A 16,360-nucleotide genomic window follows, 5' to 3' on the forward strand; every position below is an offset into this window, starting at 1 on the left:
GGGCTTTACGACTCTCCCAGCTGCTCCCGCAGGGAATCCATCGACCAGTCCAGCTGGAAGTAGGCACTGCCGAGCTCCAGCAGCGGCAGCAGCTCCTTCATCAGCGCCGGCAGAACCACCAGCACCTCGGTGTGGCGGCCATCCCGGATCAATTCCAGCGCCTGCTCCACGTTGTACTGCGCCGGCATGTCCAGCACATCCATGCTGCTGTCTTCCAGGACAGCAGAGGCCGTCGGCGCAGGCATGTTCTCCGGAATGGCCTGCCCTTCGATCCAGTTCCCGCCCTGATCCTGTGCCATGCCCAGCCGGGCTGAGGCCAGCGCCAGCAGGCCTTCAAAATCATGCTCCACCGCCTGGGAACTGCACGCCAGGCCAATGCTGCACGACAGCTTGATCACATCACCCCGGTAGGTGATTTTGGCACCGGCAGTGGCCTGGCAAACCCGCTCAGCGGCAATGATGGCCTGATTCAGGCTGGTGTTTGGCAGTGCAATGGCAAAGTACTGGTCTTCACAGCGTGCCACCACATCCTCGCCACGGAGTTTGGCGGAGAGCATCTTGCCAAACATCTGCAGGATCTTGTTGCAGACCACATCCGGGTAGCGCTGGGTCAACTCGTCAAAACGATCCAGCCCGATGGCCAGCACCGCCACGGGCTCGTCATGCCGACGGGCATAGGCCATGAACTTCTGCCCTTGGCGGATCACATAGTTCTGGGTAAACAGGCCGGTCACCGGATCCGTGGTCGCTGCAAACTCGATGGTTTGCTGGGCCGTGCGCAGCTGTTTCTCGGCTTCGATACGGGACAGGTTCCCCTTGATCCGCGCTAGCAACTCCACCTGATCGGTAGACTTGGTGATGAAGTCATTCGCCCCCAGATCCGCCGCATGTTGCTTGGCGGCATCATCCTCATCACCGGAGATGATGATGATCGGCAAGCTGCGCAAGGCTGGCAGGTCACACGCCCGGATCCGCTGCAGCAAACCGTGACCATCCAGCTTGGGCATGGACACATCGCTGATCATCAGGCGGATGGAGGCATCCTGCTGCAGGCGGGTCCAGGCGGCTTCGCCATCCGCCTCTTCAACCAGATCATAGTGCCCTGTCAGATGCTTGCGCAGCGAAGCGCGCACCATCCGTGAATCGTCCACGATCAGGATGCGTGGCAACTCCGAGGCCAGATTGTCTTCATTCAGCATGAGTAAGGCACCCGTTCCGGTTTAGTACAATGTAATTTTCATTATAGTCCCCCCGCAAAGCCAGCCACAAGGCATCCGCTTACGCCAGATGCTGCAAAGCCAGATATTCGCTGCTTTGCATCTCCTGCAGACGGCTGACAGTACGGACAAACTCGTTGGCAAAACGCCCTTCAGGATAGAGTTGCTCAGCAGGTACCGCCGCCGACATGAACAGCTTTACCCGTTGGTCATAACAGATATCCACCAGCCAGGTAAACCGCCGCGCCGCATTATGCATGTTCTCGCCCATTTGCGGCACACCGGACAGCAGCACGGTATGATAACTGCGCGCCAATTGCAGGTAATCGACCTGTGAGCGATCGGTCTGGCAAAGGGCCGCAAAGTCAAACCACACGACGCCGGGCGCTGCACGTCGGGCCGTCACGGTACGCCCTTCAATGCTCAGCGCCGGTTTGTCATCACGCCCGGTGGCCACATCGTCAAACACCCGGCCCAGCTCGGCATCTGCCGATTCACCCGCCGGGGTCAGGTAGGTGGCAACGCGGGTCAGGCTGCGCATCCGGTAATCCCGGCCACTGTCCACATTGAGGATATCCAGCTGCTGTTTCAGCAGTGCGATGGTGGGCAGGAAATTCTCCCGCTGCAAGCCATTTGGATACAGGCCATCGGGTGGGTAGTTGGAGGTCATCACAAACACCAGCCCGCGCTCGAACAGCGCCTCCAGCAAACGCCCCAACAGCATGGCATCCGCAATATCCGAGACATGGAACTCGTCAAAGCAGATCACCCGGTACTTGCGGGCGATCCGGTCTGCCACCTGCAACAGTACGTCGTCGCTGCCGCGCAGTTCACGCAGCTCAGCATGCAGGTCGAACATGAAGTGATGAAAATGAATGCGTTGCTTGCGCTTGTAGGGCAGGCAGCTGAAGAACGCATCCATCAGGAAACTCTTGCCCCGCCCCACCCCGCCCCACAGATATACACCGCGTGGCACCGCGGGGTCAGGCAGCAGCATGGCCAAGGGCCGGTGCCGTTTTTTCTTGAACACCAGCAAAGCCTGATACAGCTGCTCCAGCCGGTCGATGGCTGCAGCCTGGGCATCATCCGCCTGAAAACCCCGCATCTGCAAGGCTTGCTGGTACCACTCGCGGGGCGACTGATAGGGAGAAGGGGTAAAGGCGTGCTGAGACATACCGGATTTCGTCAGTGGGGCAACAAGGGAAGCAAACGAGGCCAAAGCAGGATATGCACAACCCAGGCAAACAGCATGGCCAGCAGGTCATCCAGCATCACGCCAAAGCCGTTCTTCATGCGCGCGTCCAGCCAGCGGATCGGCCATGGCTTGCTGATGTCAAACAGGCGAAACAGCAGCAAGGCCAGTAGCTGGCTCCACAGGGCAGCGGGCGTCAATGCAAACAGCAGCCAGCAGGCCACCATCTCGTCCCATACGATGGCGCCGTGATCCACTACCCCCAGTGCTTTGCCGGTACGGGCGCAGCAAAACACGCCCAGCACAAACAGCGGCAAGCAGGCCCAGACAATCTGCATGGGCGTCAGCCAGTGTGCCATCAGCAGGTATAAGGGCCAGGACGCCAATGACCCCCAGGTACCCGGCGCAGGTCGCATCAGGCCACTACCCAAGCCCAGGGAGAGAAAATGAGCGGGATGGGATAGCAGCAAGCGCCAGTCCGGTACGCGGCGCAGGGAGGGCTGGACGGACTCAGGCAAAATGGTCAAATCCTTGCAGCTCCCAGTCTACCGGTTGGCCGCCCTCCTGCCATTGCACACCGTTACCGGCCTGCATGTGACCGATCCGGGTCAACGGCAAACCCAGCTGACGGGACAACGCCGACAACGCCTCCCGGTGCTGCGGGGCGGCTGTAAAGCACAACTCATAGTCATCGCCACCCGCCAGCACGCACTGCCAGTACAGCGGGTGGGGGGACAAGACCTGCACCACCTCGGATACCGGCACCGTCGTCACCTCCACCACCGCCTGCAGGCCCGAGCAATGAGCCAGATGGCGCAAGTCACCCGCCAGCCCGTCCGAGACGTCCAGCGCGGCACTGGCCAGCCCGCGCAAAGCGGTACCGAGCGCCAGCCGGGGTTGCGGCTGCTCCAGCCGGAGGCAAAGCATGCTGGCTTCAACCGGGGTCAACCGCACTTTGCCCAGCAGCGATTGCAAGGCAAACGCGGCGTCGCCCAGCGTGCCACTCACCCACAGGTCATCCCCCGCTTGCGCACCATCACGCCGCAGGGCCTGCCCCGGTGGCACCTCTCCCATGATCTGAATGGACAGGTTGAGCGGCCCGCAGGTGGTATCCCCGCCAATGAGGCTGACCGCATGCTGCTCTGCCAGTGCGCGAAACCCTTGGGAGAAGCCACCTAACCAGCCTTCATCCACCTCAGGCAAAGCCAACGACAGCATGGCCCAGCGCGGGGTCGCACCCATGGCGGCCATATCCGACAGATTGACTGCCAGCGCCTTGTGGCCCAAGCGAACCGGGTCAGTATCCGCAAAGAAATGACGCCCCGCCACCAGCATGTCAGCCGACACCACCAGTTGCTGGCCCGGCGAGGGCTGCAGCAAGGCTGCATCATCGCCAACACCCAGCACCGCATTGTGGGCGGGCCAGGTGAAATAACGCCGGATCAGGTCAAACTCACCGCTCATGGCTGGGGGTGCCCACGGTAGGGGTCTCGTCGTATCAGGCGGGGTCGGTCTTGCGCGGCGCGCGGCCAGCGGCAACTTCCGGCGCGCGCAGTTCTGCGGCCAGCTTGTCCAGCACACCGTTGACATATTTGTGACCATCGGTACCGCCAAACGTCTTGGCCAGTTCAATGGCTTCGTTGATCACCACCCGGTAGGGAATTTCTGCCTGATGGCAAAACTCATAGGTTGCCAGCAGCAATACCGCCTTTTCAACCGGGCTGATGTCTTCGTAGGGACGATCCAGATAGCGGGTCACCTGCTGTTGCAGGGTTTCCACCTGATCAATCACCCCGCTCAGCAGGGATTTGAACAGCGGAATGTCGCAACGGTTGAACTCGTCGGTTTCATCGCGCAGGTTCAGCTCGATGTGCATGGCATCGTGCTGGGTCATTTGCCATTGGTAGAGGCCCTGCACCACCAGCTCGCGACTGCGGCGGCGTGCACTTTTCTTTTGGGGTTGGCTCATGGTATCCGCTTTCTTGCCAGCACCCACGGCTGTGGGTGCCACCACCCGCCCGGACGAGCGGGTTCAGGTTATCAGAAGGCTCAGGCGAGTCGCTTGAGCAGGTTCGCCATTTCCACCGCAACGCGAGCGGCATCGCTGCCCTTCTCGGCCATGCGGACTTCGGCTTGTTCATCGGTTTCCGTGGTCAGGATGGCATTGGCCACCGGAATATCGTAGTCCAGCGCCACGCGTGTCACGCCCTGGCCCGACTCGTTGGCCACCAGCTCGAAATGATAGGTTTCACCCCGAATGACCGCACCAAGCGCGATCAGGGCATCAAAGCGAGCGCTTTGTGCCATGCGCTGCAAGACGAGTGGCACTTCCAGCGCGCCCGGTACCGTCGCCAGGGTAATGTGTTCACTGGCCACACCCAGGCGGGTCAGCTCATGGGTACATGCCGACAACAGGCCTTCGCAGACCTCGGTGTTGAAACGGCTCATGACGATGCCGATGCGCAAACCCGCGCCATTCAGCTGCGGCTCCAGTTCCTGGATGGCTGCATTGCGTGCCATGACCATTGCCTCATTTCGTGACGATAATTGGGCATTATACCATGAACCCCACCTCACTCGGCGGCGTCTGGCAGTTTCACCCGCAGGCTGAGGTATACTGGGCAGCTGTTATAGATGAGGGTGACTTCATGCAGACTTACCATGACCTGCTTCGTCATGTCCTGGCCCACGGCCACCGCAAGACCGACCGCACCGGTACCGGCACCTTGTCGGTATTCGGTCACCAGAGTCGCTATGATCTGGCCGCAGGTTTCCCGCTGCTGACCACCAAGAAAGTGCACCTGAAGTCCATCATTCATGAGCTGCTCTGGTTCCTGCAAGGCAGCACCAATGTGCGCTACCTGCAAGAGAACGGCGTCTCCATCTGGGATGAATGGGCGCGTGAAGATGGCGAGCTGGGGCCGGTATATGGCTATCAATGGCGAAGCTGGCCCACCCCGGATGGCCAGCATATTGATCAGATCAGCCAGTTGCTGCAGCAACTGCGCAGCAACCCGGATTCACGCCGCATGATCGTATCCGCCTGGAATGTGGGCCAGATTGATCAGATGGCACTGCCGCCCTGCCATGCCTTCTTCCAGTTCTACGTAGCAGAGGGCCGCCTTTCCTGCCAGCTCTATCAGCGCAGTGCCGATCTGTTCCTGGGGGTGCCTTTCAATATTGCCTCTTACGCCTTGCTGACCCTGATGGTGGCACAGGTGTGCGGGCTGCAAGCCGGTGAGTTCATCCATACCCTGGGCGACGCCCATATTTACCTGAACCACCTGTCGCAGGTGGAGGAACAGCTGGCACGCAGTCCAAAGGCTTTACCGGTGATGCGGCTCAATCCGGAGGTCAACGACCTGTTCGCCTTCCGCTTTGAGGACTTCACGCTCGAGAACTACGACCCGTGGCCCGCCATCAAGGCCCCGGTCGCGGTATAAGCCATCATCCCGCCTGACTGGCGGGATTTTTTCGCTTGCAGTATTAACGAGATTTGTTATCATTACGTCATTGATTCTCAATCAGGCCAGCAATCGCCATGTACGTTTGCATTTGCAAAGCGGTTACCGATCGTCAGATCAGCCAGGCTGTCGCTGACGGTGTCAGCAGCATGCGGGAGCTGCGCATGACATTGGGCGTAGCGTCTTGCTGTGGAAAATGCGCACCTGATGCGCGCGCCTTGCTGCTGGAAGGTCTGGCACGCCGTAAAGAAAGTGAACGACAGGTCATCTGGCTGACGACTGCTGCCTGACGCCTCCTCCCCGCGACCTTGCTTTCAGCAAAGCAAGCGTCTATCCTTTTGCTGATACCTTCCTCAAGGCGTAATCACGCCGTTCAGACAGCAAAGGACACCATCATGAAGGGCGATGCCAAAGTCATCCAGTTTCTCAATCAGGCGCTGAAAAATGAGCTGACCGCCATCAATCAGTATTTCCTGCATGCCCGCATGTGTCGCAACTGGGGCCTGAAAAAACTGGATGAGCACGAGTATCACGAGTCTATCGACGAAATGAAGCACGCCGACAAACTGATCGAGCGCATCCTGTTTCTCGAAGGCCTGCCCAATCTGCAGGAGCTGGGCAAGCTCTATATTGGTGAAAACGTGCCTGAGCTGCTGCAGTGTGACCTCAAGCTGGAGCTGGATGCCATTCCGACGCTGAAGGAAGGCATCGCCTACTGTGAAACGGTGAAAGACTACGTCACCCGGGAATTGTTCGAAGACATCCTCGAAAGCGAAGAAGAGCATGTCGACTGGATCGAAACCCAACTGGAACTGATCAATCAGGTTGGTCTGCCCAACTACCTGCAGTCCCAGATGTAAAAGCCTTGCCGTAGCGGACTGCGGCAAGGGAACCTTTGCACGGCTGGATACCCTAACAGGGTATTCAGCCGTTTTCAATTGCAGATCACGTCATGGGGGGTACATGGATCGTCGTCAATTCCTGCTCGGGGCCAGCGCCAGTTGGGCCACACTGGCCTATGCTGAGGAAATGGCCATTGCTCATCATGGCCGCCCCATGGTTGGCGATGTTGCGCAGTTTGTCGCCCCCGACCTCCCGCTTCCAGCCGGCCAACCATTACAGTCCTTGCCGCGTCTGCCACTGACTACCGCACCGGATGGCACGCTGCAAGGCCAATTGATCGCTGCCCCTCACACCCGGCAGTTACTAGCCGGAAAGGACACCCTCTTCTGGGCTTACAATGGTCAGCTACCGGGGCCATTGATTGACGTTGCCGCAGGCAGCACCCTAGATCTGCACTTTGAAAACCGCTTGCCGCAGCCCAGCACCATTCACTGGCATGGCCTGCCGGTACCAGCCGATCAGGATGGCTTGCCACAGGATGCTGTTGCTCCCGGTGGTCAGCGTCGTTATCGCTTTACCTTGCCCGCCGATTTCAGCGGCACATGCTGGTACCACCCCCATCCGCATCATCATACCGCCGAGCAGGTGTTTCGCGGCCTGGCTGGCGCCTTCATCATACGCCAACCCAACGACCCACTGGCCCACCTGCCAGAGCATCACTTGTTGATCAGCGACCTGCGGCTGGATGCGGATGCCCGTATCCCGGCCAATACCGCTGCTGACTGGCTGGATGGCCGCGAGGGCCAGTTCGTTCTGGTCAATGGTCAGTTGCGCCCCCAGCTCCATGTTGCACCCGGCAGCCTGCTTCGACTGCGCATCTGGAATGCCACCAGTGCCCGTCAGCTCCGTCTGGCCTTGCCCGGAGCGAGCTGGTATCAAGTCGGCACCGACGGCGGCCTGATTGAGCGCCCGCAGTCGTTGCAGCAGCTACATCTGGCCCCGGCAGAGCGGGCCGAGGTGGTCGTTCGCCTTCCCGCCACCCCCAGTTCTCCTTATACTCTGCAAGCGCTGCCGTATGCCCGCGGCAAGATGGTCGGCCGTGAACAGACCCAATCCTTGCCGCTGATGCAGCTGGTTCCACATGGCCAGGCAGTTGTTACGCCCGCACTGCCCGAGCTGCTACGCCAGATCTCCCCCCTGCCCGCACCGGTACGGGAACAGCGCGTATTGATGGCAGAAAAGGCCGCAGATGGCCCTGTTCCGGTCCAGTTTCTGATCAATGGGCGCAGCCATGACCCCGAGCGCATAGACCTCTACAGCGTGCAGGGTGAAACCGAGCAGTGGGAAATCATCAATGGCAGTGACATGGACCACCCCTTCCATATCCACGGCGCACAGTTTCAGCTGGTTTCCAGAATCCGTGATGGTGAGGAAACGCCGGAGCCCTGGCTGGCTTGGCGCGATACCGTTAACCTGACCCACGCAGAACGGGTCAAGCTACGCATTCGTCAGGACTTGCCTGGCCTGCGCATGTTCCACTGCCACATTCTGGAGCATGAAACCCTGGGCATGATGGGCAACCTGATGGTCAAAGCCGCCGGGTAAATGAAAAACAGGCTGCCCAGGCAGCCTGTTTTTCCGGAAAACGCCGCTTTACAGACCCAGCGACTTTTTCACCGCAGGCAAGCCTTCCTTGCCATCCAGTGTGGTCACACCGGCCAGCCACTTGTCCAGTACCGACGGGTTCTTGCGCAACCATTCCTTGGCGGCTGCATTTGGCTTGGTTTTGTTCATGATGGAACCCATCACCATGTTTTCCATCGGCAGCGTGAACTGCAGGTTGCTCAGCAGCTTGCCGACATTCGGGCAGCGGGTACTGTAATCGTTGGCAGTCACCGTGTAGACCTTGGCTTCGCCCAGGTTAGGGCCAAAATACTTGTCGCCGCCGGTCAGGTAGGTCATCTTGAACTTGACGTTCATCGGATGCGGTTCCCAACCCAGGAACACAACCCACTTGTTCTGCGCCACCGCGCGCTCCACTTCAGCCAGCATGCCGGCCTCACTGGATTCAACGACCTTGAAATCCTTCATGCCGAACTCGTTGGCCTTGATCATGTCCATGACCAGCTTGTTGCCATCGTTGCCCGGCTCAATACCGTAAATCTTGCCACCCAGTTTGTCCTTGAATTTGCCGATATCGGCAAAACTCTTCAGACCACCCGCGGCTACATAGCTGGGCACGGCCAGCGTGTACTTGGCCCCCACCAGATTCGGTGCAGGCAGAACCACCAGCTGCTTACCCTTGATGAACGGCTCGATCATCGGGGTCTGGCTTGGATTCCAGTAGCCCAGGTACACATCGAGTTGCTTGTGCTGCAAACCCGCAAACGTCACCGGCACAGAAGAAATGGTAGTAGAGGTTTTGTAGCCCAGGCCTTCCAGCACCGTCGAGGCCAGCCCGGTCGTCGCGGCAATGTCGGTCCAGCCCACATCGGCAAACCGGACTTTCTCACAGCTCGCAGGATCGGCGGCCATGACCATGGGACTACATGCTGCAAGACTGAGAACCACAAACATCTGACGTGCTTTGCTCATCTTCCACTCTCCTGTGAGGTGCTTAACCTGAATTCAGCAAGATATTGTTGTCGTGCATGGCGTTCCACCCAACCGTCTGGAGACGGCGCAGGCTGGATCAGTACAACCGCACCGAACTGCGGTCGGTTACGGCCATCTGCGAGGGATAGCGTGACATGCCGGTGCACCTTGACTTGTATCAAGGCGACCGTGATTTGCCCACAGTCGCCGATGCAGCTACACCGGCGCCCGGCCTGCGGGGACTACTGCCCCAGCGAGGCCGTGACCGCAGCCAGCCCGTCCTTGCCGTCCAGGGTGGTCACACCATTGAGCCAGGTTTTCAGCACATCCGGATTTTTGGCCAGCCAGGCCTTGGCCGCAGCATCAGGCTTGACCTTGTCCATCAAGGCCCCCATGACTTCGTTTTCCATCTTCAGGCTAAATTGCAGGTTATTCAGCAGCTTGGCCACATTGCTGCAGCGCTGCATGTAGTCGGGAGCCACCACAGTGTAGACCTTGGCCTCGCCAAAGTTGGGGCCGAATACCTTGTCACCACCCGACAGATAAGTGAGCTTGTAGTTGACGTTCATCGGGTGGGGTTCCCATGCCAGGAACACGATCCAGCGCTTCTGGCCGACGGCACGCTGCACTTCAGACAACATGCCCTTCTCCCCCCATTCCACCAGCAGGAAATCCTTGAGGTTGAAAGTATTCTTGTCGATCATGTCCCTGATCAGGCGGTTACCGTCATTACCCGGCTCAATGCCATAAATGTTGTAACCCAGCTTTTCCTTGAACTTGACCAGATCGGCAAAGGCTTTCAGGCCGCCTTCTGCAGCATAGCTCGGCACCGCCAGGGTGTACTTGGCACCCGTCAGGTTAGGCGTTGGCAAGACCTTGACATCCCCGCTCTTCACAAAGGGTGCGATATCCGCATCCATGCTGGGCTTCCAGTAGCCCAGAAAGAAGTCATACTTCTTGCTCTTGAGGCCATTGAACGTGGCTTGCACCGTTCCGACCACCGGCAGCACCTTGTATCCCAGCCCGCGAAGTACCGTTGTCGTCAATGCGGTCGTCGCTGTGATGTCCGTCCAGTCCACCTCGGCAATACGCACCGAGGCGCATTGCTCCGACTCAGCCGCGCCAGCGGGCAAAGTGACCAACACACTGGCTGCAGACAGCAAGCTCAGACCAAGGGGTTTTGCACGTAAAGCAAACTGCATCGACACTCTCCAGTTCAATTGGAACAACGATGGCAGCCAGCCTGAATCACCGGCATGACAAACAGATTACATCACAGAATGGTGGGTTTCTGGCTGCCTTTCCTTGCTGGGCGGATAGCCGAACACCCCCCGGTAAGACTTGCTGAAATGCGAAGAGGACTGGAAGCCACAGGCGACCGTCACCTCCATCACCGACATACTGGTTTGCAGTAACAGCTCACGCGCCCGCCGCAAGCGTAAATCGAGGTAATACTGTGCCGGGGTGGTACCCAGGTAGCGTTTGAACAAACGTTCCAGATGTCGTAATGACAAACCCAGGTCCTCCGCCAGCTTTTCCAGCGAGACCGGATTCTCGATATTGTTTTCCATGGCAATGGCGGCTTCGAGCAGGGACTCGTGACCCGACCCAATACGCGCCACCAGCGGAATATGCTGCAGGTCCTTCTCATCGCGAATGCGCTCGACAATGAATTGCTCGGACACATCCGCCGCCAGACTCTTGCCGCCTTTCTGGCGAATGATGTTCAGCATGAGATCGAGCGGCGCAGTGCCGCCACTACAGGTAAAGCGGTCACGGTCCATCACAAACAGCTCACTGCTGAAATGAATGGCCGGGAACTCCTCGCGAATGGCAGACAGGTTCTCCCAGTGGATGGAGCAGCGATAACCGTTCAGCACCCCCGCCTTGGCCAGCGCAAAGGTACCCGTGCACAAGGCACCCAACGGCACCCCAGCTTGCGCATAACGGCGCAGCGTGCTGATCACCCGCTCGTCCACCACCTCACGGATGCCGGTACCACCACAGACAAACAACACATCAGGCTGCGGTACCTCTTCCGGCTTACAGGTAGGGGCCAGGGTCAAACCATTGCTGGCGGCCACCGGCGCATCGTGACAGCTGATCACCGACCAGCGGTACAACTTCTTGCGGCTCAGGTAATTGGCCATCCGCAAGGGCTCCACCGCATTGGTGAACGCGATCATGGAAAAATTCGGCAACACCAGAAACCCGATATGGGCAATGTTGGCGATCTGTTGCGGTGACATGGCTTACTCCTTGTTGCGCGGTACGCGGAAACGACGGAGGGGCATCGTGCGATGCCCCGTTTCCGGACCCAATGCCTGTTGGACCTCAGCTCATGGCTTGCTGCTTGCCACGGCCATTGCCAAAGGTCTCGGTAATACGATCCAGTATCACCGCCAACAAGACCACTGACAAGCCCCCCTCTGCGCCTGGGCCGATCTGGACATTCGCCATCCCGCGCATGACAGGCTCCCCCAAACCACCCGCCCCCACAAATGAAGCAATAATGATCATGGAGAGTACAAGCATAATGGTCTGATTCACCCCGGCCATGATGGAAGGCAATGCCGCGGGGATTTGTACCTTCAGCAGCAACTGCGTGCTCGTACAGCCAAAAGCATGACCTGCCTCCACCAATTCTTTGTTCACTTGGCGTAATCCCAGTGAGGTCATGCGCACAGAAGCGGGCATTGCAAAAATCATGGCCGCCAGCAGCGCAGGCACCAGTCCCAGCCCAAACAAGCTCACCGCAGGAATCAGGTACACAAAAGCCGGCATGGTCTGCATAAAATCCATTACAGGTCGCAACAAGGCTTCAACCGTCTTGTTGCGGGCGGCCCAGATGCCTAGCGGAATACCGCAAGCCAGACTGAGAATGCTGCTACTTAGCACCAAGGCCAAGGTCTTCATTGTGTCTTCCCACATGCCGATCACAATGATAAAGCTCAAAGAGGCCAACACGAACAGCGCAAATCGCCATCCTCGCCGCCAATACCCCAAAGCGATAAAAATCAGAATTATCAGCCAACTTGGAGCATTGACTAGAACACTCTCAAAGGCAGTGGCCATAGACAGCACCTTCCCGCCGATGACATCCAGCACCTTCCCAAAGTGTTCAATGACATATTTGACCCCTGTTTCCGCCCCATCACCAACCGGCAAATTCTCATGGTGCCGTTCAAGCAGTTGACGCAATGCATCTTCAGACATGGAGGCCTCGCTGTGCAATTTTGGAAAGGACGCTACCCGCCGTGATCACACCCAGGTAGTGGCCGTGATCATCCATCACCGGTACCGGCAAGCTTTGCCCGGTGACACGGGGCAGGATGGCCTGCAGCGCAGCCTGATGGCTGATGGGCTCGACCTTGATCAAATCATCCTGCGACAGAGAATTCCCTGCCTGCAAGCGGAGGCGCTCAGCGCTGACCAGCCCGAGGCAACGCTGGTCAGCGGAGAGACAGGCGCACCATGGGTGGCCGTTGACGCGCTGAATGTCCGGGGTTTGCCCCAGCTGCACCTGATGGGCCGCATGCTCGTCCAGCAGATCCTTGGCCAGCAGATAGCGCGAGGTATCTACGCTCTTGAAGAATTCACGCACATACTCATCCGCCGGGTTCTCGATGATGTCTTGCGGGGTGCCCACCTGTACCAGACGACCGCCCTCCATGATGGCGATGCGGGTACCGATGCGAAGCGCCTCTTCCAGATCGTGTGACACAAAGAAAATGGTGCGTTGATGCTCGCGCTGCAGGTTGAGCAGCACATCCTGCATTTCGTGCCGCTTGAGCGGGTCCAGCGCCGAGAATGCTTCGTCCATCAGCATCAGGGACGGATTGACCGTCAGCGCACGGGCGAGACCCACCCGCTGCTGCATGCCACCGGAGAGCTGATGCGGATACTTGTCCGTGACCTGCCCCAGCCCCACCTGCTGCAATACCTCAAAGGCCTTTTTCTCGCGCTCCTTGCGCCCGACCCCAGCCACTTCCAGACCAAATGCGGCATTGGCCAGTACCGTACGGTGCGGCATCAGGGCAAAGCTCTGAAACACCATGCTCATGTCGGTGCGACGCAGTTTGACCAACTGCTTTGGTGACATTTTGGCGACGTCCTGACCATCGATGATGATCTTGCCATCGGTGGGCTCGACCAGCCGGTTGATCAGACGGATCAAGGTGGATTTGCCGGAGCCGGACAGGCCCATCAGCACGAAGATTTCCCCCGGATTCACCTTGAACGAAACATTATTGACACCAATCACTTGCCCGGTCTGCGAAAGAATATCCTCTTTCTTCTTACCTTGACGGAGCAGGTCGAGTGCCACTTTGGGCTGGTCGCCAAACACCTTGACCAGATTTTCGACAACGATCTTTGCTTCTGGCATATCTCCCCCGTTGTCGATAGTGCGCGCACGGTCGCCCTATCGTTTCCTGATGTGAGGTCTCTTTTCTTGCCAGCCTTGGGACGTCGGCCTCATGCCATCGTCGGCTGTTTTTTGATCTGGATCAAGTACTACGATATAAGGCTGGGCGCTGCATGGGTAACGGGATGGCGACAGGAACATGACGCGATCCGACATGCCATCAACATGGTGAAACCGCATGAAAAAAGCGGATGTTCATCACAAACATCCGCTTCCTCTGCTGTTACCGATCCAGCACCACGTCTGACAATGGCACGCTGCAACAGGGTAAGATGAAGCCCTGATCAATTTCCCGCTGTCGAATTCCCCCTGCATGCTTCATGTCTACCTGCCCGGACAGCATTTTGGTCTTGCAGGTACCGCACAACCCTTGGGTACAGGACGAGGCCAAGCGCATGCCTGTGGCCTTGGCGGCCGCCAGAATGGTTTGCGGCGGTGCGCAGCGCACTTCATCGCCACTCTTGGCAAAACGGATGGTGTAACCCTCTCCCGCAGCCGCAGCAGGCGGCTGCGCCTCTTCCGCCCCGCCCATCAGGGTTTCAAAGGCAAAACTTTCCTCATGGTACTGCTGCATGTTGAAACCAGCCGCTTCCAGTATCTTGCGCACCGCTGCCATATAAGGCGCGGGACCACAGGTAAACACTTCCCGTTCACGGAAATCCGGTGCGATGTTGCTCAGCGTCGCCAGCGACAGGAAGCCTTGATAACCCGCATAGTCACGGTCTGCACCAGCACGCTCGCAGATGACCGCGTGACGGAAGCTCGGGTTATTGCGGGCCAGTGCCTGCTGCTCACGGGCAAAGATCACGTCAGCCGGAGAGCGGGCACTGTGGACAAACACCACGTCCCGATCCAGCACCAGATCGGTCAATGCGCGAGACATCGACATCAGCGGCGTAATCCCGCTACCGGCAGACAGAAACAGATACTTCGGCCGGTCATGCAAAAAGCAGCTGAATTCGCCAGAAGGCCCCAGCACCTTGACCGTCTGGCCGACCTGCATATGGTCATGCAGCCAGTTGGACACCGGCCCATTCGGTACCCGCTTCACCGTAATCGAGACGGTATCCGGCCGGGTGGGTGTGCTGGAGAGCGTATAGCAGCGGTTGATGGCTGCCCCGTTGATCTCCAGCTCCAGGGTAATGAATTGCCCCGGCAGATAGCGAAAGCGCCGTGGCTGCTGGCTGCGAAACACAAAGGTTTTCACATCATGGGTTTCGTCCCGCACCAGCACGCACTCCAGCGTGTCGTCCGTGCCGGGCTGCCACAGGGCAGGCTCCGCCATGTTGAAGTCGGGCAAAGGTGCAGCAGCCATGCACGGAACTCCCTTACTTGATGTAGGCCGACAGGCGGTTGATGTACCAGTTGCTGAACTTTTCGACCAGCGTCTCAGTATAGGGGGAGTACGGGCCAGGGCGATAGGCCGGGCTCTTCACCCCCAGATGAGACTCTTCAACCAGACGGCGGTCCTGTGCATTGGTGGCGTCCCAAACAGCCGTCATGTTGTCGATCTGGTAATCCACGCCTTCCACGGCATCCTTGTGCACGAGCCACTTGGTGCGCACCAGTGTACGGTCTTGATCCAGCGGCATCACCATGAAGGTCACAATATGATCCCCCATGAAATGGTGCCAGCTATTCGGCTGGGTCCAGAACGACAGGCCTCCGATTGCGCCATCTTCAAAATTCGCCAGCAAGCGATTACAGGCGCGGCGGGTATTGAGGGTCTGTGATTCGCCAGTCTTGTCCAGCGGCATGCGCTGGGTGCGGAAGCCAGAGATCATGCTGTCCAGACGGTCTACCTCCGCCGACGGCAAGCCCATGGACTCCCACTTGGCGTGGCGTTCTGCCACCATGGCATCATAGCGACGCACACCTTCATCGGTTTCCGGCGTAGGCGCGAAACCATAGCTGTAGGCATACAGGGAAATGGTCAGCTCGGGATGGTTGCCGGTGCAGTGGTAGCACTCCCGGTTGTTTTCCATCGTCAGCTTCCAGTTGCCCTGCTCGATGATGTCGATCTGCTTGGCAATCTTGGTATTCGCCACCTGGTGCGGGGCGATATACGGCGTCATGGTGGCGGCCAGTTCTTCGAAATCTGCAGGCGGCTCATCCGCCAGACAGATGAACAGCAGGCCTGCCACATTCTTCAGGTGCACCGTACCAAGGCGGTGTTTGGACGGATCAAAATCCGCGCCCATATGCTCAGCAAACAGCAACTGGCCTTGCAGGTTATACGTCCACTGGTGATAAGGACAGACCAGATTGCCCACCGCACCACGCTCATCGGCGCACAGACGCGAGCCCCGGTGACGGCACACATTGTGGAAAGCGCGAATTTCACCGTCATCATCACGGACAATCAGGATCGGTTTTTCACCGACCTGAACGGTCACATAGTCGCCCGGCTCAGGCACATCCGGCTCCACACCGACATAAATCCAGTGCTTGCCGAAGATATGCTCCATGTCGGCGTCAAAGACTTCGCGGCTGGTATAGAACGGCGCTTCCAGACTGTAGCCTTGCTGACGACGGGCCAGCATGTCAGCGAGGTTCAGCGGTTTGCCATGCAGGTGAATCGGGCTGGACGACATGTGTTCTGCACTCCCCTGTTAGATGTGTG

At 58.6% G+C, this 16,360-nt stretch carries 17 protein-coding genes; 4 read left to right on the forward strand and 13 right to left on the reverse strand.

What is annotated here, in order from left to right; genetic code table 11:
* Positions 1 to 5: 5 nt before the first annotated feature.
* From HF682_RS01515 to ribH, 6 genes are all read right to left on the reverse strand, one after another.
* Complete coding sequence (locus HF682_RS01515; protein ID WP_168875493.1) at positions 6 to 1,199, reverse strand: GGDEF domain-containing protein; 1,194 nt, start codon at positions 1,197 to 1,199, stop codon at positions 6 to 8.
* 79 nt (positions 1,200 to 1,278) lie between these two features.
* Positions 1,279 to 2,391 (reverse strand): cell division protein ZapE, encoded by a 1,113-nt coding sequence (gene zapE / locus HF682_RS01520; protein WP_168875494.1) that lies wholly within the window; start codon positions 2,389 to 2,391, stop codon positions 1,279 to 1,281.
* Positions 2,392 to 2,402: 11 nt separating this feature from the next.
* A complete protein-coding gene (locus tag HF682_RS01525; protein ID WP_240947033.1) occupies positions 2,403 to 2,927 on the reverse strand; it encodes a phosphatidylglycerophosphatase A family protein in 525 nt (174 codons plus the stop codon).
* Complete coding sequence (gene thiL, locus HF682_RS01530) at positions 2,920 to 3,873, reverse strand: thiamine-phosphate kinase (protein ID WP_168875495.1); 954 nt, start codon at positions 3,871 to 3,873, stop codon at positions 2,920 to 2,922. Before thiL ends, HF682_RS01525 begins: the two co-directional genes overlap by 8 nt.
* 34 nt (positions 3,874 to 3,907) lie before the next feature.
* The gene (nusB, locus tag HF682_RS01535; protein WP_168875496.1) at positions 3,908 to 4,378 is read right to left on the reverse strand and encodes a transcription antitermination factor NusB; all 471 of its coding nucleotides are present in this window, start codon (positions 4,376 to 4,378) and stop codon (positions 3,908 to 3,910) included.
* A gap of 80 nt (positions 4,379 to 4,458) precedes the next feature.
* Positions 4,459 to 4,929 (reverse strand): 6,7-dimethyl-8-ribityllumazine synthase, encoded by a 471-nt coding sequence (ribH, locus tag HF682_RS01540; RefSeq protein ID WP_168875497.1) that lies wholly within the window; start codon positions 4,927 to 4,929, stop codon positions 4,459 to 4,461.
* A 128-nt stretch (positions 4,930 to 5,057) separates the two neighbouring features.
* Here ribH and HF682_RS01545 point away from each other — a divergent pair, with 128 nt between their 5' ends.
* The 4 genes from HF682_RS01545 (at position 5,058) to HF682_RS01560 (ending at position 8,321) form a co-directional block, all read left to right on the forward strand.
* Complete coding sequence (locus HF682_RS01545; protein WP_168876864.1) at positions 5,058 to 5,852, forward strand: thymidylate synthase; 795 nt, start codon at positions 5,058 to 5,060, stop codon at positions 5,850 to 5,852.
* A 98-nt stretch (positions 5,853 to 5,950) separates the two neighbouring features.
* Positions 5,951 to 6,163, forward strand: coding sequence for a bacterioferritin-associated ferredoxin (locus tag HF682_RS01550; RefSeq protein ID WP_168875498.1), 213 nt, complete (start codon positions 5,951 to 5,953; stop codon positions 6,161 to 6,163).
* Positions 6,164 to 6,268: 105 nt separating this feature from the next.
* Complete coding sequence (bfr, locus tag HF682_RS01555; RefSeq protein WP_168875499.1) at positions 6,269 to 6,733, forward strand: bacterioferritin; 465 nt, start codon at positions 6,269 to 6,271, stop codon at positions 6,731 to 6,733.
* Positions 6,734 to 6,836: 103 nt separating this feature from the next.
* Entirely contained in the window at positions 6,837 to 8,321 is a 1,485-nt protein-coding gene (locus tag HF682_RS01560) for a multicopper oxidase family protein (protein ID WP_168875500.1), read from the forward strand.
* 48 nt (positions 8,322 to 8,369) lie between these two features.
* Here HF682_RS01560 and HF682_RS01565 read toward each other — a convergent pair whose 3' ends face one another.
* From HF682_RS01565 to HF682_RS01595, 7 genes are all read right to left on the reverse strand, one after another.
* Complete coding sequence (locus tag HF682_RS01565) at positions 8,370 to 9,311, reverse strand: choline ABC transporter substrate-binding protein (RefSeq protein WP_168875501.1); 942 nt, start codon at positions 9,309 to 9,311, stop codon at positions 8,370 to 8,372.
* Positions 9,312 to 9,553: 242 nt separating this feature from the next.
* Positions 9,554 to 10,513 (reverse strand): choline ABC transporter substrate-binding protein, encoded by a 960-nt coding sequence (gene choX, locus HF682_RS01570; protein ID WP_168875502.1) that lies wholly within the window; start codon positions 10,511 to 10,513, stop codon positions 9,554 to 9,556.
* Between the two features lie 66 nt (positions 10,514 to 10,579).
* Positions 10,580 to 11,560, reverse strand: a complete 981-nt coding sequence (locus tag HF682_RS01575) for a GlxA family transcriptional regulator (protein ID WP_168875503.1) — start codon at positions 11,558 to 11,560, stop codon at positions 10,580 to 10,582.
* An 85-nt stretch (positions 11,561 to 11,645) separates the two neighbouring features.
* On the reverse strand, positions 11,646 to 12,527 hold the full coding sequence (locus tag HF682_RS01580) for an ABC transporter permease (protein WP_168875504.1): 882 nt from the start codon (positions 12,525 to 12,527) through the stop codon (positions 11,646 to 11,648).
* Positions 12,520 to 13,698, reverse strand: a complete 1,179-nt coding sequence (locus HF682_RS01585) for a quaternary amine ABC transporter ATP-binding protein (RefSeq protein ID WP_168875505.1) — start codon at positions 13,696 to 13,698, stop codon at positions 12,520 to 12,522. Before HF682_RS01585 ends, HF682_RS01580 begins: the two co-directional genes overlap by 8 nt.
* Positions 13,699 to 13,960: 262 nt before the next feature.
* Positions 13,961 to 15,052, reverse strand: a complete 1,092-nt coding sequence (locus tag HF682_RS01590; RefSeq protein ID WP_168875506.1) for an FAD-binding oxidoreductase — start codon at positions 15,050 to 15,052, stop codon at positions 13,961 to 13,963.
* Between the two features lie 13 nt (positions 15,053 to 15,065).
* A complete protein-coding gene (locus tag HF682_RS01595) occupies positions 15,066 to 16,331 on the reverse strand; it encodes an aromatic ring-hydroxylating oxygenase subunit alpha (RefSeq protein WP_168875507.1) in 1,266 nt (421 codons plus the stop codon).
* Positions 16,332 to 16,360 lie beyond the last annotated feature (29 nt).

Origin of the sequence: Leeia aquatica (assembly GCF_012641365.1) — a bacterium.
Taxonomy (GTDB): Bacteria; Pseudomonadota; Gammaproteobacteria; order Burkholderiales; family Leeiaceae; genus Leeia; species Leeia aquatica.